24 protein-coding genes and 1 tRNA gene are annotated in these 24,385 nt (G+C 58.8%); 9 read left to right on the top strand and 16 right to left on the bottom strand.

Annotation, left to right across the window (positions count from 1 at the left end; all coding sequences use genetic code 11):
* Positions 1–20: 20 nt before the first annotated feature.
* The gene (locus tag A3709_RS24925; RefSeq protein ID WP_066049445.1) at positions 21–665 is read left to right on the top strand and encodes an OmpA family protein; all 645 of its coding nucleotides are present in this window, start codon (positions 21–23) and stop codon (positions 663–665) included.
* Here the strand turns inward: A3709_RS24925 and A3709_RS02185 are convergent.
* From A3709_RS02185 to A3709_RS02170, 4 genes are read right to left on the bottom strand one after another with little or no spacing between them, the layout of a single operon-like run.
* Positions 662–4,204, bottom strand: a complete 3,543-nt coding sequence (locus tag A3709_RS02185) for a translocation/assembly module TamB domain-containing protein (protein ID WP_066049442.1) — start codon at positions 4,202–4,204, stop codon at positions 662–664. The two genes, A3709_RS24925 and A3709_RS02185, sit on opposite strands and share 4 nt — an antisense overlap.
* Positions 4,201–5,955, bottom strand: a complete 1,755-nt coding sequence (locus A3709_RS02180) for an autotransporter assembly complex family protein (RefSeq protein WP_066049438.1) — start codon at positions 5,953–5,955, stop codon at positions 4,201–4,203. Before A3709_RS02180 ends, A3709_RS02185 begins: the two co-directional genes overlap by 4 nt.
* A complete protein-coding gene (locus tag A3709_RS02175; RefSeq protein WP_066049436.1) occupies positions 5,952–6,572 on the bottom strand; it encodes a class I SAM-dependent methyltransferase in 621 nt (206 codons plus the stop codon). Before A3709_RS02175 ends, A3709_RS02180 begins: the two co-directional genes overlap by 4 nt.
* A 23-nt stretch (positions 6,573–6,595) precedes the next feature.
* Complete coding sequence (locus A3709_RS02170; protein ID WP_082849825.1) at positions 6,596–7,336, bottom strand: 1-acyl-sn-glycerol-3-phosphate acyltransferase; 741 nt, start codon at positions 7,334–7,336, stop codon at positions 6,596–6,598.
* Positions 7,337–7,478: 142 nt separating this feature from the next.
* Here A3709_RS02170 and A3709_RS02165 point away from each other — a divergent pair, with 142 nt between their 5' ends.
* Entirely contained in the window at positions 7,479–8,438 is a 960-nt protein-coding gene (locus A3709_RS02165; RefSeq protein ID WP_231871077.1) for an MBL fold metallo-hydrolase, read from the top strand.
* Positions 8,435–8,770: a hypothetical protein gene (locus tag A3709_RS02160; RefSeq protein WP_066049430.1), complete on the top strand. Its 336-nt coding sequence runs from the start codon at positions 8,435–8,437 to the stop codon at positions 8,768–8,770. The genes A3709_RS02165 and A3709_RS02160 overlap by 4 nt, the downstream gene beginning before the upstream one ends.
* Positions 8,771–8,852: 82 nt before the next feature.
* Here A3709_RS02160 and A3709_RS02155 read toward each other — a convergent pair whose 3' ends face one another.
* Both A3709_RS02155 and A3709_RS02150 read right to left on the bottom strand, forming a co-directional pair.
* A complete protein-coding gene (locus A3709_RS02155) occupies positions 8,853–9,413 on the bottom strand; it encodes a hypothetical protein (RefSeq protein ID WP_066049427.1) in 561 nt (186 codons plus the stop codon).
* 12 nt (positions 9,414–9,425) lie between these two features.
* Complete coding sequence (locus A3709_RS02150; protein ID WP_066049424.1) at positions 9,426–10,127, bottom strand: class D sortase; 702 nt, start codon at positions 10,125–10,127, stop codon at positions 9,426–9,428.
* 237 nt (positions 10,128–10,364) lie between these two features.
* Between A3709_RS02150 and A3709_RS02145 the strand changes: the two genes are divergently transcribed.
* Positions 10,365–11,510, top strand: a complete 1,146-nt coding sequence (locus A3709_RS02145) for an epoxide hydrolase family protein (RefSeq protein ID WP_369795106.1) — start codon at positions 10,365–10,367, stop codon at positions 11,508–11,510.
* Here A3709_RS02145 and A3709_RS02140 read toward each other — a convergent pair.
* From A3709_RS02140 to A3709_RS02125, 4 genes are all read right to left on the bottom strand, one after another.
* Entirely contained in the window at positions 11,507–12,628 is a 1,122-nt protein-coding gene (locus tag A3709_RS02140; RefSeq protein WP_066049421.1) for a hypothetical protein, read from the bottom strand. The two genes, A3709_RS02145 and A3709_RS02140, sit on opposite strands and share 4 nt — an antisense overlap.
* A gap of 125 nt (positions 12,629–12,753) precedes the next feature.
* Positions 12,754–13,872 carry an acyl-CoA dehydrogenase family protein gene (locus tag A3709_RS02135; RefSeq protein ID WP_066049418.1) on the bottom strand — a complete coding sequence of 373 codons (1,119 nt, stop codon included), beginning with the start codon at positions 13,870–13,872 and terminating at the stop codon, positions 12,754–12,756.
* A gap of 11 nt (positions 13,873–13,883) precedes the next feature.
* Entirely contained in the window at positions 13,884–15,119 is a 1,236-nt protein-coding gene (locus tag A3709_RS02130) for an acyl-CoA dehydrogenase family protein (RefSeq protein WP_066049414.1), read from the bottom strand.
* Between the two features lie 65 nt (positions 15,120–15,184).
* Positions 15,185–15,412: a SlyX family protein gene (locus A3709_RS02125; protein ID WP_066049410.1), complete on the bottom strand. Its 228-nt coding sequence runs from the start codon at positions 15,410–15,412 to the stop codon at positions 15,185–15,187.
* 97 nt (positions 15,413–15,509) lie between these two features.
* On the opposite strand from A3709_RS02125, the gene A3709_RS02120 reads away from it, so the two are divergent.
* Together A3709_RS02120 and A3709_RS02115 are read left to right on the top strand one after the other, a co-directional pair.
* Positions 15,510–15,869, top strand: a complete 360-nt coding sequence (locus A3709_RS02120; protein ID WP_066049408.1) for a translation initiation factor Sui1 — start codon at positions 15,510–15,512, stop codon at positions 15,867–15,869.
* Positions 15,870–16,189: 320 nt separating this feature from the next.
* Positions 16,190–16,579 (top strand): hypothetical protein, encoded by a 390-nt coding sequence (locus tag A3709_RS02115; protein ID WP_066049405.1) that lies wholly within the window; start codon positions 16,190–16,192, stop codon positions 16,577–16,579.
* Between the two features lie 44 nt (positions 16,580–16,623).
* On the opposite strand, the gene A3709_RS02110 is transcribed toward A3709_RS02115, so the two are convergent.
* The 6 genes from A3709_RS02110 to A3709_RS02085 all read right to left on the bottom strand — a co-directional run bounded on the left by A3709_RS02110 (position 16,624) and on the right by A3709_RS02085 (position 22,849).
* Positions 16,624–17,238 (bottom strand): TIGR04282 family arsenosugar biosynthesis glycosyltransferase, encoded by a 615-nt coding sequence (locus tag A3709_RS02110; RefSeq protein ID WP_066049402.1) that lies wholly within the window; start codon positions 17,236–17,238, stop codon positions 16,624–16,626.
* 3 nt (positions 17,239–17,241) lie between these two features.
* Positions 17,242–17,916 carry a TIGR04283 family arsenosugar biosynthesis glycosyltransferase gene (locus tag A3709_RS02105; protein WP_180962024.1) on the bottom strand — a complete coding sequence of 225 codons (675 nt, stop codon included), beginning with the start codon at positions 17,914–17,916 and terminating at the stop codon, positions 17,242–17,244.
* A gap of 2 nt (positions 17,917–17,918) precedes the next feature.
* Positions 17,919–18,881 (bottom strand): arsenosugar biosynthesis radical SAM (seleno)protein ArsS, encoded by a 963-nt coding sequence (gene arsS / locus A3709_RS02100; protein ID WP_066049396.1) that lies wholly within the window; start codon positions 18,879–18,881, stop codon positions 17,919–17,921.
* 26 nt (positions 18,882–18,907) lie between these two features.
* Positions 18,908–20,839, bottom strand: a complete 1,932-nt coding sequence (locus tag A3709_RS02095) for a transglycosylase SLT domain-containing protein (protein WP_066049394.1) — start codon at positions 20,837–20,839, stop codon at positions 18,908–18,910.
* A gap of 163 nt (positions 20,840–21,002) precedes the next feature.
* Positions 21,003–21,563, bottom strand: coding sequence for an aromatic-ring-hydroxylating dioxygenase subunit beta (locus tag A3709_RS02090; protein ID WP_066049388.1), 561 nt, complete (start codon positions 21,561–21,563; stop codon positions 21,003–21,005).
* On the bottom strand, positions 21,560–22,849 hold the full coding sequence (locus A3709_RS02085; RefSeq protein WP_066049383.1) for an aromatic ring-hydroxylating dioxygenase subunit alpha: 1,290 nt from the start codon (positions 22,847–22,849) through the stop codon (positions 21,560–21,562). The genes A3709_RS02090 and A3709_RS02085 overlap by 4 nt, the downstream gene beginning before the upstream one ends.
* A gap of 123 nt (positions 22,850–22,972) precedes the next feature.
* Here A3709_RS02085 and A3709_RS02080 point away from each other — a divergent pair, with 123 nt between their 5' ends.
* The 3 genes from A3709_RS02080 to A3709_RS02070 all read left to right on the top strand — a co-directional run bounded on the left by A3709_RS02080 (position 22,973) and on the right by A3709_RS02070 (position 24,338).
* Positions 22,973–23,596 carry a TetR/AcrR family transcriptional regulator gene (locus A3709_RS02080; RefSeq protein ID WP_066049378.1) on the top strand — a complete coding sequence of 208 codons (624 nt, stop codon included), beginning with the start codon at positions 22,973–22,975 and terminating at the stop codon, positions 23,594–23,596.
* 54 nt (positions 23,597–23,650) lie between these two features.
* Positions 23,651–23,727, top strand: a tRNA-Arg gene (locus tag A3709_RS02075).
* A gap of 401 nt (positions 23,728–24,128) precedes the next feature.
* Positions 24,129–24,338, top strand: a complete 210-nt coding sequence (locus A3709_RS02070; RefSeq protein WP_066049374.1) for a hypothetical protein — start codon at positions 24,129–24,131, stop codon at positions 24,336–24,338.
* Positions 24,339–24,385: the final 47 nt, after the last annotated feature.

The following is a 24,385-nucleotide window of genomic DNA, read 5'->3' as shown; positions in this document are numbered from 1 at the left end:
GTTCCTCGGAGATTCCAGTAATGAAAACCCTCAAAACTCTCGGCATTGTCACCTGCATGACGCTGGTATCTGCCTGCACCACCAATCCCTACACCGGTGAGCAGCAGGCCAGCAAAGCCGCTACCTACGGTGCTGCGGCGGCGCTGGGCTGCGGCCTGATCGGCGCCATTGATTCCGGCAAGCACGCTCGAAATGCTGCCCTTGGTTGCGGCGCTATTGGCGCCGGCGTCGGCGCTTATATGGATGTTCAGGAGTCGAAGTTACGGGCAGAACTGCAGGGCACAGGCGTTCAGGTGGCTCGCGAAGGCGACAATATCCGCCTGATCATGCCGGGTAACATCACCTTTGAAACTGATTCCTACAACCTGAAATCCAGCTTCTACCCGGTACTGAATTCCGTCGGTACCGTGTTGGCCAAATACCATGACACCACCATCCGCGTCTCCGGTCACACCGACAACACCGGTAGCCGCGCCTACAATCAGACCCTGTCTGAGCGCCGCGCTGCATCCGTGGCCGACTATCTGGCGACCACCCAGGTGGCGCGCGATCGCATGCTCGTCGAAGGCCGCGCATTTGATCAGCCCATCGCAGATAATTCTACCCCCGCCGGCCGGGCCGCCAACCGGCGCGTTGAGCTCTACATCCTGCCCAAGACCATCTAGCGGATATCGAAGGAGTAATACAGGTCTACAGAACTTTCCAGCCGGCTCACCACTTCCAGCCAGAGCCGGCTTTGCAGGTATAAGCGCGCCGTGAACACATTAATGGGCTCGTAAATACCCACCCCATAGGACACATAGATTCGACTGCCGATATAGCCGCTGACCGTAGCGGCTGTATCATCTTCCGAACCGCTGGTACCAAACGCCACATCGCTGATTAACGGCATGCGGTTAAGTTCGTTCACGATCCCGCTGCGATTCACGACATCGGCCCCTACCGCCAGGGCCAGCGCCGTGCCATCGGCGCCGGCACCCGCATCGAGGCCTCGACCACGCACCAGGTAGGACATGGCTTCGCTCTGGCTCATCACCGGATTGGAATACACCTCCAGTTCTGCGTCATCCAGCGTGCCAGTAAGGCGTGCGCCGACGGTGACACCATCGACACGGATCTCGCGCTCTGCTCCGATATCGAGTTCCGGATTTTCTGGCGGGCCGGAAAAAGCGATGGTGCCACGTTGAATACTCAGCCGCTGCTGGTAAGCGCGCAACTCACCTCCAAGCAGATTCAGGGTACCGAAAACCTGCAGGGGCGTAGTGGGTGTCTGCACAAGTTTCAAATCACCACCGAGCACGGCTTGTACTGCCTCGCCCTCAACCCGGAAGCGATCGCGGACCCGCACCCAGACATCGGCATTCACGGCAATCGGCGATTCGGTGAGCAACGCATTGCCCTGAGCGTCTACTATGACCACGTCATTTGAAATCGCCACACTGCCCGCGGGCAGCTGTTCGTGACGCAACACAGCCTCGTGGACCATGACTTCACCGCTAATGCTCAGCTGTCGCTGCGCATAGCCAATCTCCAGCGTTTCCGATACCAGCAGCTCTGACGCCGGCGGCATCAGCACTTGGTGCCGCCCTCCCGTGACAGCAAGCTGTAAGGTCAGCTCGGGCTGCACCGTCAACGGCCCCTGAAATTCCACATAACCGCCGCCGAGAATAGCCTCACCACGGATATCCCCCTCACCCTCACGCAGCCTCAACTGCAGTGCCAGGTCAGACAACTCCGTGGGATTGGTCACCATCAGCACTCTGCCATCCACCAGAGAGAGGTCGGCACTGACCAGCGGCGACGTGACTGGGCCCGCCAGTTCGGCAGTACCGGACAACCTGCCCTCCAGGCTGGACAACTGCGGGAACCAGGGTGAGAAGCTGGTCATATTTAGCGCATCCACTTTTACGCCCAGCTGCATGGCGTCAGCTTGATCGGAGGGCAGTGATCCTTCTAAGAGCACCACATCGCGGCCATCGCGTCTTACCAGGCCACTAAGCAACAGCTCGCCGCTGTCCTGACGCTTGGCATGTAAAGCGATTTTTTCGTAATGCGCCCGCACCTGCTCACCCATGCCATAGCGCCGCACCACCTGCAGGTTTTCGCCACTCAACAATCCTTCCACCTGCGGTGCCTGGCCCGGCTGCCATCTGGCCGTTGCCCTGCCATGCACTTGCCCCCGCAATCTCATACCCGGCGGCAGAGCCGCCTCCAGGGCGCGTATATTGCCCGCCATAGCCAGCGCTACATCGCCGCGCTCACCGACAATCAGCTGTTCTGCGCAGACTTCAAAGTGGCTGTGATACCAGCAGTTCGGGGATACCGAGAACTCTTGCTCCGCCGCTGAGTAAGCCAGCGTCACCGGATCGCGCAATTGCCAGGGGCCTGCGGCGGTCTCCAGCTGAGCTGGCGCCAAAGTACCGCGCCACTGGCCCTCCACAAATGTCCCCTGTAATCGCAAATCTCCCGCCACGGCGCCATCGAGACGGACACGAGCCTGGTGGGCAGCGACACTACCGCCGGTCGTCAGGTGCACGCCAAACCTGCGCTCGGCTGTGCCGATGTCGGCCGCCTTCAGGTCGACACGAAAGTGCGCGCCAGGCAGATCATATTCACCGCGTAAATCCGCTTGTCCGATCTTCAGGTCGTTATACGCAAGACCGGTGGCTTTACCGTTAATCTTTAAGGCTGTCAGTTTTGTGCCACCCTCCGCGCTAAGGGCGAGTTGGCCGCGCCCCTCGGGCAACCAGCGCGCCAGATCGTCGACGCTGGCCTCGATGCGCACCTCGTCCTCGGTTATCTGCGCATCGAGGGCTGCACCATTGACAACGGCTGTCAGAGAGCCCGGCAACAGCGCTCCCTCGGAAGACACCCCGGCGGCCCCCTCCAGGTGGGCAGGTAGTGCAGCAACTTCTCCATCCAGCGCCATGTCGGCAACCTGCACTGACCACACCGTCTCATCACCAGCCGCGGTGAATTGCAGGCGCCCATTTAAACGGCCCGGTGCCAGGGATACCGGCAAAGCAAACCCTGCGCTGTGCAGCTCACCTTCGACCCGCCAGGGTATTTCAGCGTACGCGACCCCTGACAGCAGCAGCTCACTGTCAGTACCGCTGTCACGAAAATACACATCCGATATCTGCAGCTCGGGCGCCAACCACTGCAATCGGCCACTGACCGCCAATCCACTGTAGCCCTCGCCTTGCAGCGTAGCGGAAAAGTCCGCGCGATGCTCTCCCAGGAGGGCTCCCTGCACAGTGCCTGACACAGGACCGGCCACGGCGAGATCGGTGGCAGCCAGCGCCGCAACCTGGTTACCCAGTGGCATGGGTTCTGCCCAGGTCAGCGTCCACTCGGCGGCGTAGGGCAACTGCGGCTGGGTGAGATCGATTTGCGCAGTGGCCTTGGCATCCAGCTCGCCAGGGCTGGACATTGCCAGGTGTAAGTCGTCGATCGGACCCACGGCATTGAAACTAATGTCTCGCTCCCCCGCGATCGGCTCCAGGGCGGCGCTATCTGAGATAATGTTTCCATCCAGAGACAGCGGCCAGCCATCTGCCAGCTGAGCGGTACCGCTTGCCCGGAGGCCGCCAAGCTCTGGCGAGGACACCGATAGCTGAACAAGAGACACATCAGCCCCCGACCAACGCCCGGCGAGAGACGCATCGGTCAGCGACATACGGGCCGCGTTAATATTGAGATCGATGCGCTGCGCCGACAGGCTGTCTATTTCCAGCGCCAGGGGCAATACCAGTTCCGAAGGCACAAAGGCCTCCTCTCCCGGCTCATCGGCGGTGTCCAGAGTCAGCTCGCCCTGTACCAGCTCCACCCTCGCAATCGATATAGCATCGCGCCGCGCTGTGCCTGACAGGCGCGCATCCTGATGCTGCCAGTCACCGCCTTGCCACGCGACCCTGCCGCGTTCCATTGCCAGGTCAAAACAAACCTCGCTCACCCACAAACAGCCCGGCTCTAGCGAAAGCGTGACACCCGACAGCGATATGTCGACGGCTTCCAGTGACAATTCAGCGCGTGCCAGGCGCAACTGGCCGAACAGGCTTCCGCTGGTGTACTCAAACTGCACGGGGGCTATGCCCTCGGCCCAGGTAATCAACCGCCGGGTGCCAGCATCACTGAATAGCAACAGCCAGAGCACCAACAGCATCGCCGCCAGTAATGCCAGAGTGGCGTATACCGCTCTCAAAACTCGGCTCCGATACTCAAATGCACGCGCCAGGACGGGTCATCCTCTGTTACCGGATTCGCCAGATCCAGCCGCACAGCACCGACTGGCGTGATGTAGTGCACGCCAAAACCAACACCCACGTTGGCGTCAAATTCACCCTCATCGAAAGCATCGCCAGCGTCTACAAATAAAGCTGCCCGCCATTGCTCTCGCACCTGATACTGGTATTCCGCGCTAACGGTAAACAGCCGGTCGCCACCCACGATCAGGGTGACATCTTCTCCGAGTTCATCCTGCACCGTGATTTCATTGCCAATGGACTGATAACTGTAGCCACGAATACTCTGAGAACCGCCGGCAAAGAAGTTCAGCGAAGGCGCCAACTCAGGCCGGTCACCGTCGGACAAAAAGGCCATCCCAACTTCCGAACGCATGACCACACGATGGCGATCTGCGAGCGAGCCTACATAGCCGAAATTGGCCGCCAGGCGCACCAGATCAATATCGGATCCGGCATCTTCTGCACCGCCCTCGATCCGATACCACTGACTGAAAGCACTTCTTGGATTGAGGGGATCACCCGCGCGTTTGCGTTGCGAGAGTGAAAATCCGGGCAACAGATAGTCGCTCTCGCGATCAATACCCTCGGCCTCCCAGGACTCGGTCAAATGCCGCACGCCGTAGGCATACACCCAATCGTCGCTGTTAATTTCACGGCGCACATAAAACTCTTCCTGGTTGCTATCTAGGTCGCCGAATTCATTGTCCTCAAGACGGGCACCGAACTGCAGCACATCGTCGTTGGGATGAGATAGCGGGATAAAGTAGGCAAATCGCCCGCTGGGATTCACCGGCGAATACATCAGGCGCGTCTCCTGGCTGTGACCCCGGCTATTCAACCGCGGCGTGCGCCAGGTGACGGACAGGCGCTCTTCGGTATCGGTGCTGAAACCAATACCAAGATCGACACTGTGGCGGCGAGCAGGATACAGGGCCAGGTCTAGCGGTATTTCCTCCTCAGTCATCGCATCGCGATCCGGCCGCAGGATTACCGTGGAGAAATAGCCGGTGCGCTGCAGATTCGCCTGGGTTCGCTGCAACAGGGCCTGGTCGTAGGGCGCGCCCTCATCGGCTTCATTCAGCGCCAGAATCAGGCTGTCCTGCAACAAGTCCTGGTCATAGCGCGTGGCGCCAAAACGGTAGCGCGGCCCGCTCTCGTAGTGAAGATACACATCAGCGGTGTTGCCCAGTGGCTCCACCTGCACTTCGCTGCGGGCGAAGCGCGCATCGAAATAACCGCGCCGCAGACCGAGTGAACTCATGCGCGACTTGAATTGACCGTAAGTCTCATGGTTCAGTACATCGCCCGGCTGCAAGGTCTGCTCGGCGAGCAAGCCAACAAACGCTCCATCCTCGGCCGCCGCGCCATTGACCTTGACCTCGACGATGCGCAAACGCGCGGGTTCGCCCGGGTCAACCTCAATATGCAAGCGCCAGGGGTTGGCACTACGATCGAGGTCCAGGCTCACCGTGGCATTGTAATACCCCAGCGCCTGCAGGCTTTTAGTGACATTCTCCCGGGCGGAGAAAATGTAGTTGGTGCGACTCTGAGCCGAGTCCGGCAGATCGCCCAGCCAGGCCCGGGCGTTGTCCCGGAGCTCACCAGACAGGCCAGTTAGCTCAAGTTCCAGTGTCTGGGCCTGAGCGTTCCAGGCCGGGAGTACGAGGACCAGCAGTGCTATAAGTGCCTGTGGAATTCTCGCCTTCAATGGGTGGTCGCAGTGCCCCAGTAGTTATAGCCGGCAATACGCGGCGTTCCGGGAATATAGCTGTTCTCCATGCTCTGAATGCTGAAACCGCCCTGCGCGACAATGGCGGGAATATCCCGATTGAGGTTGCAGCCCCCGGCCATTGCACTCCACAGAGGATTGAGGCGCTCCTGCCAGCGCTGCACATCCGCATCCGGCGCTTTGCCGTGCTCGCAGAAAATAATACACCCTCCAGGGCGCAGCACCCGGGCCATGCCCTCCAGGGCCGCTACCGGATCGGGTATCGTGCACAACGAGTAGGTCACCAGAACCGAATCAACGGCGTTATCTTCAAGCGGAATCTGTTCGCCGGGAAGGCCAATAAACTCCACCTCAAAATCGAGGCCACGAGCGCGTTCGCCTGCCAGCTTCCAGGATTCCTCCGACGGGTCCAGGCCAATCACCTTGTCGACCTTGGCGGCATCGTAGTACGGCAGATTGAGTCCGGTGCCGATACCGATCTCCAGCACCACGCCCTCGGCCTTTGGCACCACTTTCTCCCGCTGCTTCATCATGGGCTTGGTGCTGCAGGCGCAATTGATAAAGCGAGGCAGAATATACTTATCGTAAACACCCATGGCCTGGCTACCTCGCTGACAGGTTATTGGTAGGCTTCAGGATCGAGGCGACGCATCTCCGACTCAATCCACTCTTCTATCTCGACCATCATCTCGTCCTGGTCGCGCCCCTCAGATGGAATAGGCGCACCGATAGACACATCTATAGTACCCGGAATAAACCAGAATGTTCCCCTTGGCCAACACTTTGCCGAGGTCACAGCGATCGGGATGATCGACGCGCCTGTCAGTGTGGCCAGGCGAGTGGCGCCGGTTTTATATTTTCCTTGCGAACCGCGCTCTGAGCGGGTGCCCTCAGGAAACATGATAATCCACTTGCCCTGGTCCATAAGCACCTCGCCCTGCCCGGCCACCTTGGTCCAGGCCTCCGAACGCTTGCTGCGGTCAATATGAATCATGTTCAGGCGCCCCATGGCCCAGCCAAACACGGGAATGCGCAGCAATTCCTGCTTGAACACATAGGCCAACATGCGCGGCATCCAGGCCGGAAAGAAAAACGTCTCCCAGGTGGACTGATGCTTGGGGCAAAGAATAGTGCGCTGCATATCATCCGGTGTAGGCAGGTTCTCCTGCCCGCGCACCCGGTACTTGACTCCACCGACAATGCGGGCCGCGCCAATAACGCCGCTCAGCCAGGGCACGCCGAACCAGCGCCACAGCAGCCGGTCACCAACGAAAATGGAACATATCAGCAACCCCAGGCCCATGGGGATGAGTGACACCACCAACCAGGTGAACACCAGCAGCGATCGAAATGCGTTCATGTAGTACCTCAGAAGACTCACGGGGTGCATTAAACCAGAGCAGGCCCACTGAGAAAACCTGTACGCAGCCTGATACCTGCTTCCCTAAGCCTTGATGGCCGCTGTAATATATGGGGTTTGCTGGACGTTCAGGAGCAATGGCGTGCACAGGAACCCCCAATCAGGATTAATCCCACCGGCCAATGGCGCCTGGGCCTGGCTGGCTCCGGGCAACAGCTGGGGCTGGAGCAATGCCGGGCTGATCAGTGACGGCGAGGAAAGCCTGCTAGTAGATACGCTCTACGACCTGGAGCTGACCGACGAAATGCTCGCAAAAATGCGCGACGCCGAGCCCCTGGCGAACAACATCGACACTCTGGTCAACACCCATGCCAACGGCGACCACTGCCACGGCAATGAACTGGTATGCGGCGCAGAGATTATCGCCTCGTCCGCCTCAGCCGCAGAGATGGCCGAGCTACCGCCCGAAGCCATGGCTGCGATTGTCGCCATGGCTCCCGACATGGGCGAAATGGGTCGCTACTTTCTCGACTGCTTCGGACAGTTCAAGTTCGAGGGCATTACCTTTACCCCACCGACCAAGACCTTCGAAGGGGAATTACACCTGCAGGTGGGCGATAAACCCGTGGAGCTGATAGAGGTAGGCCCCGCCCATACCCGCGGCGACATTCTCGTCCACTCCCCCAAGGACCGGGTGGTGTACACCGGCGACATTCTGTTTATCGAGGGCACACCAATTATCTGGGAGGGTCCCGTGAACAACTGGACCGAGGCCTGTCGCCGGATCGAGGCGATGGATGTCGATCACATTGTTCCCGGCCACGGCCCCATCACCGACAAGCACGGTGTTGCGGCGGTGCGCCAGTATCTCGAGTTTGTACACGAACAGGCACGCCAGCGCTACGACGCTGGCATGAGCGCCTTTGACGCTGCCAAAGATATCGAATTGGCCGAGTACTCGGCCTGGTCAGACCCGGAGCGCATCGCCGTCAATGTGGACTCACTGTACCGTGAGTTTCGCGGTGAACAGGCCGCATCAGATGTATTTGAACTGTTCGCCAGAATGGCTGCCCTTGCCGGCTACGACGTTGCCACGCCATGAAGAAGCCCGTCTCCAAGGCCGACATCCGCGCCCAGCTTGAGCAGGAAACGAAACGTTTCCTGACCGAGGGCGGCCAGGTGCAGAATGTGCCGCGAGGTACCAGCGGCAAAGACCCAGCAGACGCCCCCCTGTTTCTTAATCGACGCCTGTTTGTGGAGCCCAGTGCGCCGCGCACGCTCGTACCCGAAGTGGTTGCGGCGATTGAGGCACGGCGCAAGGAACGACTAAAGCGCACTCCCGCACCGAAGCGCTCGCGTTTGCGCAAACCGCGACGCAAGATTATCTACGACGATTTTGGTGAACCACTGAGAAAGGTGTGGGTTGAGGATTAGCCAGGCATAGCAGTCTCAACGCCGGCGCTGCAGGCAAAAGAAAAGGGGCCACAGGGGCCCCTTAAATTTCAGGAGGTATTGCTCAGGAGCGGCGACGCAGACCTGTGAGTGCACCACCGAGGGCCAGCAAGGCACCACCGGCTGCACCGATCAGGAACAGCGGAGAGGCAGTAGTGGGCATTTCGACCACTTCTTCCTCAATCACAACCATATCAGCCGCATCGGGACCGTCCTCGTCGTGAACCGCCAGTGCAAAGCGATCCTCAGGCAGGTAAACGTTCAGCTGCTGGCCGCGCATCAGGTCAGATGCACGATAGCTGCGACCGCCGATATCGGCACGCCAGCTGCTATCCAGCTGTACTGAGCGGCTGTCACCCATAGTACCGTCGGTGTGAACGGTGCGGAAAGTCATGCGATTACCACGCACGCGAACCACTTCGATCACAGCCTTGGCATACAGCTCGCCGTCTTTCTCGTACACAGACTGACAGGTCTGGGCGATGTCAGGATTGACTGCCAGAACTTCAGCAGACCAGTTCAGATCAGCACAGGTAACGCTGCTCTCCGTACGGTCTTGTGCCATTGTGGAGCCCGCGGACAGAGCCAGGGCCATACCTACTGCAACTACCATCTTCTTCTGCATGTCAATTCCTCCTTAGTTTTGATTGACATAGGGTTCGTCGAGTGTCGCCGTCACGATAAATCGCTGCGGCGCATGCCCGACAAAGTAAAACGGGTAACAGGTGACCAGAGTGACTGTCTGATCACGGGTCTCTTTCAACAGGCGGGTGTCGTCGATTTCGACGATGTGTGTTTCGTCGATGACAAAGCGCTTCTCCCCTTCTAGGGTTTGCAACACGATCGCATCGCCGACCTTGATATCCTTGAGTGCGCGAAAGTAGCCATCGCGGTGACCGGAAATACCGATATTGCCACCTTCGTGCGGGTAGGCCATGCCGTCGATTACACCTGCAGCGCGGTCCATCACCAACTCGGTATTGGTCTGGTAAACAGGGACTTTGAGGTTCACGCTAGGCACTTCGAGTACACCGAGTACCGGCGGCAGATCTTCGAGAAGGCTGGCCTGGTAATCGGCCACCCGGCCAGGGGCCCAGAGGGTGGTGTCGGGGGCGCCAACGTTTTTGAAATCGGCAGGATTCTCAGGCACAGCAGGGACGGGAGGCGCGACCTCGCTGGCAGCCTGGGCAACCGCAAGTTGTTCCTGGAACGCATCGATAGCACCGCGGCGCTCTACTTCCCCCTGGGCCAACTGGACCAGAAAAAAACCGAGCAACAATACCCCTGCCACATAACTGGCAGCTTCACCGACGCGGATGAACGCTGGACGAACACTCATATTATGTGTCGCTATCCCCTGATAGATCTCTTGTTTATTCTAGTAGGTTCTAGAGATGTTGCTAGTTTATTCAAATATTGTGACAAATCCACGAATCCTTCTCGCCCCTAGATCATGGCTCCCTGTTCAGCATGATCTTGTTTTCCAATAATGTAGACCATTCTCGCCATTACACCATGCGCTAAATCACAAAATACTTTTAAAACTACAGAAAACAACAATACGGAGATCAGCAGCTTGGATATTCAACCGTTCAGTATCGCTATCGATCAGCAGGAACTCGACGATTTAAGTGCCCGCCTGCGCAATACGCGTTGGCCCGAGGCAGAGACCTGCGAGGGCTGGGATCAGGGAATTCCCCTGTCCTACACCCGTGAGCTGGCCCGCTACTGGCTGGAAGACTATGACTGGCGTCGCTGCGAGCACATGCTCAACCGCTGGGATCACTTCACCACGGAGATCGACGGCCTCAACATTCATTTTATTCACCAGCGCAGCCAGGAACCCGATGCGCGCCCGCTGATTATCTCGCATGGCTGGCCCGGCTCCATTATTGAGTTCCACAAAATTATCGACGCTCTCACCGACCCCGTCGCTCACGGTGGCGACGCTGCCGATGCCTTTCATGTGGTAGCCCCTTCCCTGCCTGGCTATGGTTTTTCCGGCAAACCCACTCGCACCGGCATGAGCGCGGATGCCATTGGTCGCCTGTGGGGCAAGCTAATGGACCGCCTGGGCTACGACCAGTATTTCGCACAGGGCGGCGACTGGGGCAGCATCGTCACCCAGGCCATGGGGCAGTCAGAGACCGAACACTGTGCTGGCATTCATGTAAACATGCCCATTGCAGCCCCTGACCCTGAGACCATGGATGATCTCACCGAGGCCGAGCAACAAGCGTTGACGGACCTGGCTTTCTACAATGACTGGGACTCGGGTTATTCCAAACAGCAATCGACCCGCCCGCAATCGCTGGGCTACGGCCTGGCAGATTCACCCGTCGGACAAATGGCCTGGATTATGGAGAAATTTTACGCCTGGACCGACAACAAGATAAATGGCGTAAAGCACCCGGAGAACGTGCTTACACGCGATGAGTTGCTGGACAACGTCATGCTGTATTGGCTGAACAATTGCGCCGCCAGCTCTGCACGACTCTACTGGGAGAGTTTTAAGAACCCCAACCTGGGGCCTATCGATATGCCGGTGGGTTGCTCAATTTTTCCCCGCGAAATCATGCGCACCAGTAAGCGCTGGGCCGAGAAACGCTTCAGCAATTTGTTGTACTGGAATGAGCTCGAACGCGGCGGCCACTTCGCCGCAATGGAGCAACCGGAAGTCTTTGTGAACGAGGTGCGCGCCTGCTTTCGCAAAATGCGCTAGCGATCGAAGTCGTCGCCGGTGTTGAGGCTATTGCTAAATGGCCGAGGCACCGGCTTAACTGCCACCTCTGAATCGGGCAACGCATAGTCCGAATCATCTATGCAATCGACGTCGAACCCGGCGTCCATATCTTCCAGCTTCGACGATGGCTCCCGGCCGATAAACGACAGGTTGTCCAGCGCCGGATCAGCGGCCTCAGCAGATGCTTGCGGCTCAGTAGTCTCGACATCCGGCACCACCTGCACCTGTAATGCCCGCGCCTGGTCAGCCAACGTGCCGCTCACTTTCAACCCGCGCCCTGTCGCCAGCCGCGCCTGGATGGGGTTCTGCAACTGCACCTGCAGGGTTTCTTCGCCGGCCTCTGGCTGCAATGGTTCGTTATCCGCCACTGCCTCGCTCTCGGCCTGCAGAGGTGAGTTTTCTATCTCATCCCGCTCAGCACGCTGGCGCATAACCTCGTTGGCGCAATCGGCCCAGCGTCCAAAGTGCGACGATTCCGCCGGATCAGGCATACGATGCTTGCGAAAGTCACGCATCGCATTCATGAAACGCTGTTTTACTGCGCGGTAGTGATAAATGTGATCGTCGGTGGTCAGCGGCAGTAAATCGCCGCCGCGAATCACCAGCATTTTTGGCGGCAGCTGCCCTTGCAGCCCGTGGAGCAAGTCGGCCAGAAAGCACAGCCGGAATGCAGAGTGAATCGTCGTCTTACCCTGGGTATCGCAGGGTATATAAAGGAAATTGCCCAGTTCGGAATAACCACTGGTACGCATCAGTAAATTAGCCGAACCCGACAAGGGGCCGAGTGCAAGTTGACCGTTGACAATGAAATCGACCCCGTCGCGCATGGCCTGCAGTGTCTGGCTGCGGCGCTGGGGTTCGCGGATATCCCAATTGATGAGCGTGACCTGTTTTCCCTCGGCGAGCAGAGACTCGGCGACGTCATCCTGACGGGTCATTGTGTCGCCAGGTTCAGTAGTGCCAGCGTCGGGGGGAATACCGTGATCGGGGTTTTCGAGATGGAGGCGTTCCATCCAGCAGGCGAAGGGAGACTCGCGAAACAGAACGAGGTCTTCTGATGTATAGGTTACGGCGTTATCAACACTGTAGCGGTACATGGCCTGCTTGTTATGTCCCCTTGGTCGCAAACCGCGCGGAGCATCCATTGCGTCCGTGCCGTTTGGTTATTTATATCGGAATGCCCGGCCAGTGTAAACGACCGCCGGGCACTCAGGATACGCCGCTAGCCCATGACGATGCTGGCGAGCCGTGCCCGGTGCCAGGGGCCATCGCCCCACAACATCTGGCTGTGCTTCTGGCGCTTGAAAAACAGGTGCACAAAACACTCCCAGGTAAAGCCGATGCCACCGTGGCATTGGACAGAGCGACTGCTGGCAGAGGCCGCCATATCACTGGCAGCGGACTGCGCCATGTGGGCGTAGCGCGCCGCTTCCTCCGGCTCCGTATCCCAGGCACAGGCTGCGCTGTACACCAGAGACTTGGCCCGATCGATATCGACCATGACATCCACCAGCTGGTGCTTGACCGCCTGGAAGAATCCCAGAGGTCGATCGAACTGCTGACGCTGGTTGGCGTAATCCACGGTGGTTTGCAGTTGCCATTCTCCCGCGCCCACCATATCTGCCGCGTACAGCGTCCAGATCGCTGGCATCGAGCGCGCAAATGCCGCGCTGGCATCGGCGCAGACCTGCATCGCCTCGACACCGGCAAAAACCACCCTGCCCTGATCGCGACTGAGGTCGACAATCGCATCCGCCTGCACGTCAACACCCGGCGCGTCCACCGCCAACCAGTAGAGCCCGGTGGTATCGCCATTGCGGGCACATACCAATAAATGACTTACCTTGCCGATATCCTGGACAAAGCAGGCGGTCCCATTCAGTTTACCGTCGATACATTCAACCGGCGTCTGGGACAAATCCCAGGAGCCATTGGCATCACTCACAGCCAGGCTGGCAGTCGCCCCTTCCGCAATCGCCTCGAGCGGTGCCTCGCCACCGGCGCCAGCGGCGCCCAGCAGATAGCTCGCTGATAGTGTTGGTAACAGCGGGCAGGGAAACGCCGCGCGCCCCAGCTCTTCACAGAGGCCGGCAACCGCCACCAGCGGCATACCGACGCCGCCTTGTGCCTCGGGCACTGCCAGCAGCCCCCAGCCCAGCTCCTGCATCTGCGCCCACAGCGCTTCATCCCAATGTAGTGCGGGGCCGCGCTCAGGGGTAGGATCGCCGGCAACCATGCCGTGGAGTACATCTGCGGTAAATTTCTCTGCCAGCAGCTTGCGCGCAGAATCTTTCAGTAATGCGGCTTCTTCAGTGAAACCAAAATTATCAGGTTGTGTCATTGTCGTTATCCTTATTTTGATTTCGCCATGCCTAGTACGCGCTCGCCGAGAATATTGCGCTGCACCTCGCTGGTGCCTGCCGCAATAGTGAAGCCGAAGGAATTCATGTAGGCCATAGGCCATTGGCCGCCATCGGGCGCGCTACCATCGCCGAGGTAAAGCGACGCGGCTGCGCCCTCGATGTCCATGGCGATGCCAGCAGAATCCTGCATGATTTCACTCATCAGCAGCTTGTTTTGCAGCGCCAGGCGCATGGGATGATCCAGCAATTCAGTGACCCGTCCACGCCGGTTATTTTCCGCCAGCCCCTGCTCGCGAATCAGCTGCTGCATGATCTGGTCACGCACCAGGGGATCTTCTGCCGCCGTGGCGCCATTGCGGGCCGTACGTCGCGCCAGATCGATCAGCGCCATCGCGCTGGTATTGTGGGTGGACTCGCTCTTCATGCCACCAGAGCTCGGGGTGACCAGCTCGCCCGCGCCGCGTTCGTGCGCCAGTGTGGTCATGGCGACCTGCCAGCCCTTGCCCAGCTCGTCGAGCCGGTAACTGTCGTCCACCTCCAAATCCTCGAAGATCACCTCGTTAAAACCGGTCTCGCCGGTAATTTTGATCAGCGGGCGAACGGTTACGCCCTTGCCCAGTGCAGATTTGATCGGCACCACAAAATACGAGAGCCCGTCGTGCTTGACCGACTTGTCAGTCCGCAGCAACAAAATCATCCACTCCGCAAAATGCGCCAGCGACGTCCAGACTTTGTGCCCGTTGATCACCCACTTGTCGCCCTTGCGCTCGGCGAACGTCTGGACGCTGGCGAGATCGGAACCCGCGCCCGGCTCAGAGAAGCCCTGGCACCAGATGTCCTCACCGGAAAACAACTTCGGCAGCAGGCGCTGCTTGAGCTCCTCCTGAGCGTGATAAAACACCGTGGGTGCCGCCATACCCAGCCCGATCACATTGGGCATAAAGGGCGTGCGCGCACGGCGCATTTCCTCGTTGGCGATGCGCTGACAATTCTGTCGACCGCCGCCGCCCACTTCCACGGGGTAATCGCAGCCCACCAGGCCCGCATCGTAGGCAGATTTCTGCCAGGCCTGCAGATAGCTCAGCTGATCGGTGGTCATGATCTCCAGGGGTGACTGCGGCAACCTGACGGTGGGTGGCTCAGGGGTATTTTCTGCCAACCAGGCCTGCGCGTGGGCCCTGTATTCTGCCTGTTCAGGCGTGTCCTTCTGCTGATCAGCTGACATGGCTTCTCCTTCCTATTTATAAAGTTATGGTGAATACGGATGTGGGTTAAAAGAGGATGTACTGACTAGTAGTGCGGCGGTTTCTCCTGCACGGTAGCGCCGCTGCCCGCCTCGATTGAGGCCGCCTGCTCGTCCTGGCGCTGCTTGAGTAGGGTCATCTGCCGGCGCAACACCAGGATCTCCTGCTGCTGTTCGGTCAGGGCCTCATTCAGAGCGGCAATAGTATTTTCCTGGAAGGCGAGTTGGCTCTGCAGGTCGATAACCTGCTGCTGCAGTTGCTCCAGCTCGGACATGAAACTCCCTATCGGCCACTCCCGGCGGCCACTTGCGTTACCAAAGCTAACTAATATACTGCCCCGCTTTCAAGAATGACACGGGCAATCACCCCTCATGAGCAAGAAAAAAGGACAGCGGCTGGTCTACTCCACCGACGGCGGACGGCTGTGCCCTCAGTGCCACCGGCCGGTAGGGGACTGCGTCTGTGGCAAGGACAAACCCGCCTACACCGGTGATGGCATTGTCAGGCTGCACCGCGAGACCAAGGGCCGCGGGGGCAAAGCCGTGACCCTGGTGAAAGGCGTGCCGCTGGCAGGTGTCGAACTCAAGGCCCTTGCCAAGGCCCTCAAGCAGAAATGCGGCGTGGGTGGTGCACTTAAAGACGATGTGATTGAAATCCAGGGCGACCAAAGGGATACGCTAAAGGCTGAGTTAGAAAAACGCGGCTACACGGTAAAAACTACGGGCGGATAGGCTCAAAAATCTACTTTTCAAGAACATGGCGACTTTTGTCGCCTTTTTTGCGCTTTTTATACGCAGAATTACGTAGGTGGAACGCTCTCTAATTCACTTTCTTATCCCAGTTACACCCTCTTCCCGAAAATTTTATTAAATTAACCCCGCAAACCGTTATTTTTATTGGATTTTATTTTTTCCTGTGCTAAAAAGTAACCTGTGAGCACGGAACTGCGGGGAAATGGGATAGTTCTCGCACCATAAAAATCCGGCCACATAAAACCATAACGTGAAACGGCAGTATCTGACGGAATTAGCATCCTGCGAGGGAGTGGGCCATGTATATAACCGCAGACCACCTGAGAGATCAGGTTATCCGACCTACCCTGAAATACCTGGGTAAATGGACGCCGTCGAGTGAGACGTTTCTCCTCGACGCCGCAATTGACGCCCCTGAACTGGGGCTATTCTCAGCACGCAATGACGGCCTGGGGCTGTTCCACATTACCGCGGCACAACACCGCGACCTGTGGGACCGCTATCTGGCCTTCANCCCTGACATGGCGAGCCGCGTACGCGGACTAGCCAGTCAGCGCGCATTCCTGAGCGATCCGGACAGCGAGCTGCAAACCAATTTGAGCTACTGCACGGCTATTGCCTGGCTACTCTACCAGCGGGCTGGGCTTGCCGTGGAAGACACCGTCAGCGAAGAAGCCGTCACCGCCTGATTGAACAGGGGCACCAAAGTGCCCCTGCTGTCGCTCGGCCTCGCCTACAGGGCACCCGCAATGCGTCTCCAGAGATGCAGGTCTTCAGGGCGATCAATATCCTGCAACACGGGAAGCGCATCCCAGCGCACACCATCCGCCTCCAATCTCGCCACCGTTTGCCGATAAACGCTATCGGTTCCCCAGTGCACGCCATCAAACCACGACCAGGCTACGGCCTTCACGCCAATCAGGACATATCCGCCATCTTCGGCCGGACCCAGCACAACATCGCTGTCTGCCAGTGCGGCCAGCGCCTGACGCAGATAAGCTGAGTCAATCTGCGGGCAGTCACTCCCCACCAGCAACACATACCTGTACCGCGACAGACCGTCCTTAAGTGCGTGGAACATACGCTGGCCCAGCCCAACACCCTGCTGGGGGCGAATATCGTGAACTCCCAGCTTGCGGCACTGTTCAAACAATGGCGATTCAACGGCGCCGGCGACGGCCAATTCCACATCACCGACCGCGGCAGAGGTCAGGGTTTGCGCTGTCCAGAAGACCAGATCGCAGTGAAGTTTTGCCGCCTGCTCGGGATCGAGCGCGGGCAGCATGCGGGTTTTCACCTGGCCGGGCACCGGCTCCTTGGCGAATTGGATAATGAGTGCTTCCTGCACGTATTACCCTCCATAGTAATGATGATGCAGTCGCTGCGGCGACACGCCCAGTGCGTAGGCCAATCGCAGACACCACATTTGCACCACGGTGCGTAGAACTCCCTGTTCCCGCCAACGACGACTGGACGTCGTGACCGGCTCGTGAATCACACAGGGTGCAGCGAGCCGGCGTAGGCGCTTGCTGTACGCTACATCCTCCATCAAAGGAATCGAGTCAAAGCCGCCCGTTTCGTGAAACAGTTCTCGCTTTAGGAACAACATCTGGTCGCCTGTGGCGACCCGGGTGACGCGAGAACGAGTATTCATAAACCGGCTGATCACGCGCGCCCACCACTCTTCACCACTGAGGCGCACCCGGCAAAAGCCCCAACCGGGGCGCTGCACCAGGTAATGCTGGAGAGATTGGGCATCCACACCAGGGCGGGTATCGGCGTGCAGGAATAGCAGATATTCCCCATGGGCAGCCGCGGCCCCAGCATTCATCTGTAAGGCGCGGCCTCGCGCTGACTGCACCAGTTGATCGCAGAGCGGGCTCGCAAGCGCCGCCGTATCGTCGTCGCTGCCGCCGTCGACGACGATCAATTCATCGCTGGGAAACCGTTCTCTCAAGTCGGCCAGCCGAGCGGCGATTGCCGCTGACTCATTCAGCACCGGCAGCACAAAACTGACGGATGCCATCATCAGGCGCCTAGCGCGCCGCCGCAGCTACTGCCCTGCCCCGCCGTACAGCCGTAACAGTGCTGAGCGGTGGCAATCGCCCAACCGGCCAGCGATTCTTCATCGAGCAAATCCGCAACATGGCGCCGCTGGTCACTGGCGAGAATAGGCAGGTCCAGCATCTGGTTGAAATCGCAATCGTAAATGAAGCCCTGCCAGTCGACGCTAATCAGCGAGCGACACATCAAGCCCGGCAAGTTGGCCTCGGTGAAGTTGGCCCGCAGTAAATCCATGTACTCTTCAAACTGCCCTTGCGATAACAACACCGCGCCAAAGCGGCTGATGGGCATATTGGTAATAGTATACAGATGGTTAAAGCGAATCCCGAAGCGCTCACCCAATTCACGCTGGTAGTCATCCTGCAACGGCCCCTGGGGTGGCGGCAGTACCGGGCCCACGGGGTTGTAGACCAGGCTGAGTGGCAACTGTGGATCAATACCATAGCCCAGGGCATTCAGCGCCTGCAGCGCGCGAATACTGTCGCTGTACACACCCTTACCGCGCTGCTGTTCGACATTCTGCTCGAGGTAGCATGGCAGTGAGGCGACTACCTCCACACCTTCGGCCGCCAGGAACTCGGCGAGATCTTCCTGCCCCGGCTCAAACAAAATGGTGAGGTTACAGCGGTCCATAACGCGTATGCCAAGCGCCCGCGCACGGCGCACGAGTTCGCGAAAGCGGGGATGTAATTCCGGTGCGCCGCCGGTTAAATCAAGCACCGACACCGCGCCCTGCTCTAGCAATCCAATGACGCTGTCTAGGGTGGCATCAGACATCATCTCGGTGCGAGTGGGGCCTGCATTCACGTGGCAGTGCACACAGCTCAAGTTACACTTGTAGCCGAGGTTAACCTGCAGTGTTTCCAATTCACCGCGGGCCAGTGGGGGGAAATCCGTCTGTATTAAGAGCGGGCGTGTGTCCTGCATAGTTGTCCTGTACCGATGACTTTGGGTCAATAGACCGCAGACTTTTCAGCCTCGGTCAGCAGCGCATGAGTATCGCCCAGCAAGTACTGGAATACCACGTTATAGGACAATACGTTTTTCACGTAGTTGCGGGTTTCTTTGAAGGGAATTGTTTCTATCCAGGCATCCACCGGCAGCGTCTCGCCGCTGGTCCGGCGCCAGCGATCCACCCGATGCGGGCCAGCATTGTAGGCCGCCAGCGCGAAAATGCGATTGCCGCCGAAGCGATCCAGCAGTTGGCGGTAATAGGCGCTCCCCAACAGCACATTGTGTTCCACCTCATATAAATCGGCCCGGGTATGAGGCCGCCCCAGGCTCGCAGCCACCTGTTTGCCGGTGGCGGGCATGACCTGCATCAGTCCCCGAGCTCCCACCGGCGACCGGGCTTCAGGGAAGAACGCACTTTCGCGACGGGCAATGGCCATTAGCTCCGTGGGAGACACTCGCTGTACGGTGGCGTGATGGCTGAAGACTTCCTGGTGCGGTGTAGGGAAACGCCAGTCGAGGGCGTCCCAGGCCTTGGCTTTGGCTGCGGCGTTAATCGCCAGGCTGTGCCAGCCCTGCTCCGCGGCCAGTTGCGCCAGAGCCTGTTTGGCTTCGGCATCCTCCGCATCGCTGAGCATCTTGTACCACTCCGAATGCGCATTGCGCTGTTCCTCGTGATGGTAAAACTCACCCACCCGCTGCACCCCAGGCAGGGTTTGCAGGGGCTTGGTGCGGGCGCTCTCCAGCACCAGGGACTCATGGTTAAAGGCGTAGGGTTTACCCAGGGCATCGGCCGCCATGAAGCCGTAGAAATCGCGCTCGCCAGCCAGGACCGTAAGAATGGCCTGGGCTTCTTCCTTCTCACCCTCTTCCTGCAGAACCCGTGCCTGCCAGTATCGCCAACCCTCCTGTTCCCTGCCCTCAGCGCTCAGCAGTGACAGGTGGCTCGCCACGGCGGTCCAGTCGGATTCGCGCAGGGCTAGGCGCAGGCGAATTTCCACCAGCTTGTCTTCCTTGAGGCGAGCGAGTGCCCCGGGCAGCCAGGCCATATTGGATTCGGCTTCGGCAAACAGCGTGCGCAGGGCAATTTCATACTCAACCTGATGTGACTGCTCGTCGCTGAACGTTAACTCATCCTGGTAGCTGTACCAGTAGTCCAGCGCCATGCCCGGGTTATAGCGCGCCAGGTAGACCAAACCGTGTGCAGCAATCTCGGCGGAGCGCGGATCGCCGGCGGGCAGCGTGACGCTGCGCATTCTAGAAGGTGATCCGTACACTGCCAGGGCCCGCGCACTCCAGGAAGCAAGTTCCGTCGTACCCTTACGCGCAACGTATTTCATGAGTGAGCCCTGGCGCGCCTCAAAGGCTTTCATCAACCGCGCCCACACCACTTCATCGCTCAGCTGCCCGGCCTTGAGCCAGGCGTCAAATAACGGATCACATTCCTTGGGGCGGGACTTGCCGTGAACCCAGAGCCGCTCGGCACCTTCCCAGGCGGCCAGGGGGTCACCAGTGCCGAGCTTGGCACGGAAGTAATAGCACTTGAGCTCAACACTATTGGGCTCGTCGGGCTTCACTGTCAGGAAATCGTCCCAGCGACGCTCGCGACCAGCGCGGGTCAGGTAATTGGACAGGAAACGGTTTGGCAAAGGCGTATCGGCACTCAAGTCGACAAACCGGCGCGCCTCGCTGGCGCGCACCGGCTTCGGTTGCCGCGTCAGTTGGTAGTAGTCGAGATAAATGGCCAGCGGGTAGTTGTCGAGGCCGGGGCGCAGTTGTCGATATTCCGTCCATCGCCCCTTGTCGATGGCCTCTACCGCTTCGCTATAGGCCTGGCGATCAGCCGCAAGCCCTTCCGTTGACGGCAACGACGCCTGCGCAGTGCCCAGCGTGGCAGCGCAACAAAACAGGGTAAAACTCGCGAGGAAGCGCATGAACCAGCACCCTCTCAATCACAGCGGGATGAAGCTCTAGATTGATACTGCAGGCGCACCATTGCAATAGCCGCCGGGAAAAATAATCGCCGCCACGCACGGTACGGCGACTATCGATCACCAGCCCCACCGCGGATGTTGATCCGGGGCCGGCGGCTGCGCGTCAGAACAACAGGCCCAGCGTCGGATACTCGATGTCGCTGTAATCCAGAATCACTTCCCGTCGACGCAGCCGCAAACCTTCCTCGGTCTGCTGCAGGGTGTCGCGGCGCTGACCGCAATACAGGAAATCAACACCCCCGGGGCGCGCGTAATGCAGATGGAAATTACTGAGCACCTGACGGGTATCGCCCTCACTGGCCATGAGCTCCACATTACCGACAATACGCCTGGTGCGCGGCGGCGGGTTTTCCGACCAGGAATTGATCTTGAACGCCCGCTCCACTCGCAGCATCAGGTGGATATAGCCCTCTTCGCGGATTGGACTGCCCTGCTCTCCCAGCCCCTCCAGTTCGCGCTCCACACTGAGCATGGCTTCGCTACCGCGATCGCGGTTATTCACCTGCGTATTCACCCGGGCCGGCATGAGATATTCCACCTCGGGCGTAACCAGCGCCAGCCACTGCTGAAACTGGCGACTATCGAGCAGGCGCGCCTCGTGAAAGTAAAAGCGCTCGAGCTCGCGCTGCTCTTCAGGTGTCGTCACTATCGAAACATCGCTCATGCCCGCACCTCCGCCGCTTCCAGATCCGCGCGCCAGCGTTTAAAAAATTCTCGCGCATAAAATTCGTTGGCAGTGACGCTCACCTGTCCTGGGAGATCGGGGTGCGGCCCCTCTTCACCCATGCCCAGGCCGTAAAAGAAAGGTCGGTCATCGGCGAAATCGATATTGGCGCCACGGAACTGCTGCACCCACACTTCCGCATCTTCCTGCTCCACCATGCCGCCGGGGCCAAAGAACGAATTGTAGTTATGCCGCAGCTTGGTCTTGATGTGCTCCGGCGCCGATGCCGGCACCACCGGCCAGGACCAATACTCCACTTTGCCAGGGCCGCGCGGGTGGGACACCTTGAACGACGAGTTCGACCAGAGGAACGAGAGGTTTGGGTATACGCCGTAGGTCAGGCCTTTCATGCGAGCGCGGATTGGGCCAACCCGCTCATTGGCGTGGGCTTGAATCTCGCGCAGGTATTCCTGCACCTCGTCACCACCCAGTGCGCCGGCCATCCCTTCAAACCCCCAGGCCACCTCTTCCACCGGACAGTCCTCAGGCATTAATCGGAAGGTCGCGCCATGCCCGGGTGTGGTCACCACGCTGTGGCCGAGTTCGGCGATGGTGTCCTGTATTTCCCGGGGAATGAGCGCACTGTGTAGAAACGCGCCGTGGTTGACATCACCCAGCTGGTTCTCCACCGGCAACTTCCAGTTGGCATCCAGCACCCAGCGATGGGGGCTGCCCGCAAATTCTACCTCGCCGCCGGGGAAACGCTCAAAGAAAGCATCAAGGTAAAAGCGCATATCGCCGAGGTAGTCTTCCAGCGGCTCTATGTCTTCGTTGAAGCTACCAAACACCATGCCGCGCCAGGTTTCGACCCGGGGCACCTTCTTCAGCCCCAGCTGGCTCTTGTCCGGCGCGCACTGCACTTCACGCTCCTGGGGGATGGCGACAAGATCGCCCTCTACTGAGAACGACCAGTTGTGATAGGGACAGACGAAGCGCTTGGTATTACCGTGGTCAGCACGACACACCGGCACGCCGCGATGAGTACAGCTATTGATGTTCGCATGCAGGTGACCATCCTGCCCGCGCGCCAGAATCACCGGCGTTTCACACATATACGCCTGCACGAAGTCGCCGGGATTCGGTATCTGGCTATCGTGGCCAAGAAACAACCACGCCTTGCCAAAAATGGCCTGTTTTTCCACTTCGTAGACCGCCTGATCGGACCAACAGCGACGACTGATGAGGGAAGCATCGTCGTTGACGAGTGCCGCGAAATTAATAGCCATAGCTAATCCAAAAATTATCAACTCCTAATTTATCAGCTAGTATAGGTCAGATCTGGTGGCTTTTTAGGCCGAATTTTCGGGAGAGCTGGCCGTTTTTTAGCGATCGTATGATAATTTATTCTAATGACTGAACCGACTGACCAAAACCTGACCAAGGGTGCGCGCACCGCGGCAAGGATTATGGACGTGGCCGAGAGCCTGTTTGCCGAGCAAGGCTATGAGGGCACCAGCCTGCGCCAGATCGCCGCAGGTGCGGGTATTCAGGAGCCTGGGCTGTATAACCACTTTGGCAGCAAGCAGGGTTTGTATGAAGCCGTATTGTTCCGGGGCCTGAATCCCATGGCCGAGGCCATGACCGAACGACTCGGCGCCGCAGTCGGTCTGCGCGACTACACCGACCTGCCGGCAAAGATGACCGATCTGTTACTGGAGCACCCGCAAATGGCCGCCCTGTTCCACCAGGCCCTGCAGGGCAATGCCGACTCAGTCGGCAACCAGCTGGTACAGGGCTGGCTCGACAACCTCTTTATCCAGGGCATGGCCAGCATTGAACACATGGGCGGTGCCGAATCCGACAAGGAAACCCTGGCGCTAAATGTCATCGCCATGTTCAACCTGGTCACCGGCTATTTCCTCTCCACCAGAATCTTCGAAAGCCTCGTCGACGGCGACATCACGTCATCGGACAACGTGCGCCGCCAGAAGATTCTGCTGCGCAAAGTCATTCGCGCCATGCTGATTAACTAACTGCCTCTTGCGAACGGCAGCTTCACCGGGTTTAATGCCTCCCCTCTCCACTACCCGCCTGTAGCTCAGCTGGATAGAGCAGCCGCCTCCTAAGCGGCAGGTCGGCCGTTCGAATCGGCCCAGGCGGGCCATAAAAATCTATATATAAAGCAATTTTTTATCGCGGTTCTTCACCAAGACCACAATGCAGTACCGATTTTTGGCGTCTAGCCAGCGTTTAGCCAGAAATTGGCTATCTAACCACGATCTAGCCGAACACCCTATATTTCAAGCACTTGTGAGTCCTTACATTTCACTGCGTTAATCTACGTTAGCGTTTCAGCCGCCTCCTGTGCGGCAGGTCGTGCGTTCGAATCGCGTCCGGGGGGGCAGCTACAAAAGCCTCACCCAACGAGTGAGGCTTTTGTAACTCTGCCGGGGCATATAAGAGCCTACCGGGCCGCACTGTGGAGCCTACTGACAACGGCACACACTTCACAGGTGGCGACCCTCGCCACTACAGCCCAGGTTAATTAGTCGCTTCGCGCATAGCGTGCCGCAGTCTATCCTCCTTGTGGCGCTGCTCGTTGTCGGCCCTCTGCTGCTCCTGACGCAGCGCCTGCTCTTCTATTTGACGCTGCTGTTGAGCTTTACGCTATTCTCGCTCCTGTCGCTGGCGAGCCACCTGCTGAGGATCGGCGCCATTGTGCAACTGTTGCTGCTCTTGCTCTTCGGCACGACTGTACTGCTCCTGTACGACTAAGTTTCGACTAAGTTTCAACTACCGTTTGACTATCAACGAACAACTGA

Source organism: Halioglobus sp. HI00S01, from assembly GCF_001635445.1.
GTDB classification, from domain to species: Bacteria; Pseudomonadota; Gammaproteobacteria; order Pseudomonadales; family Halieaceae; genus Halioglobus; species Halioglobus japonicus.
The sequence above is the reverse complement of the archived record's forward strand: the minus strand, read 5'-3'. Positions and strand labels throughout refer to the sequence as shown.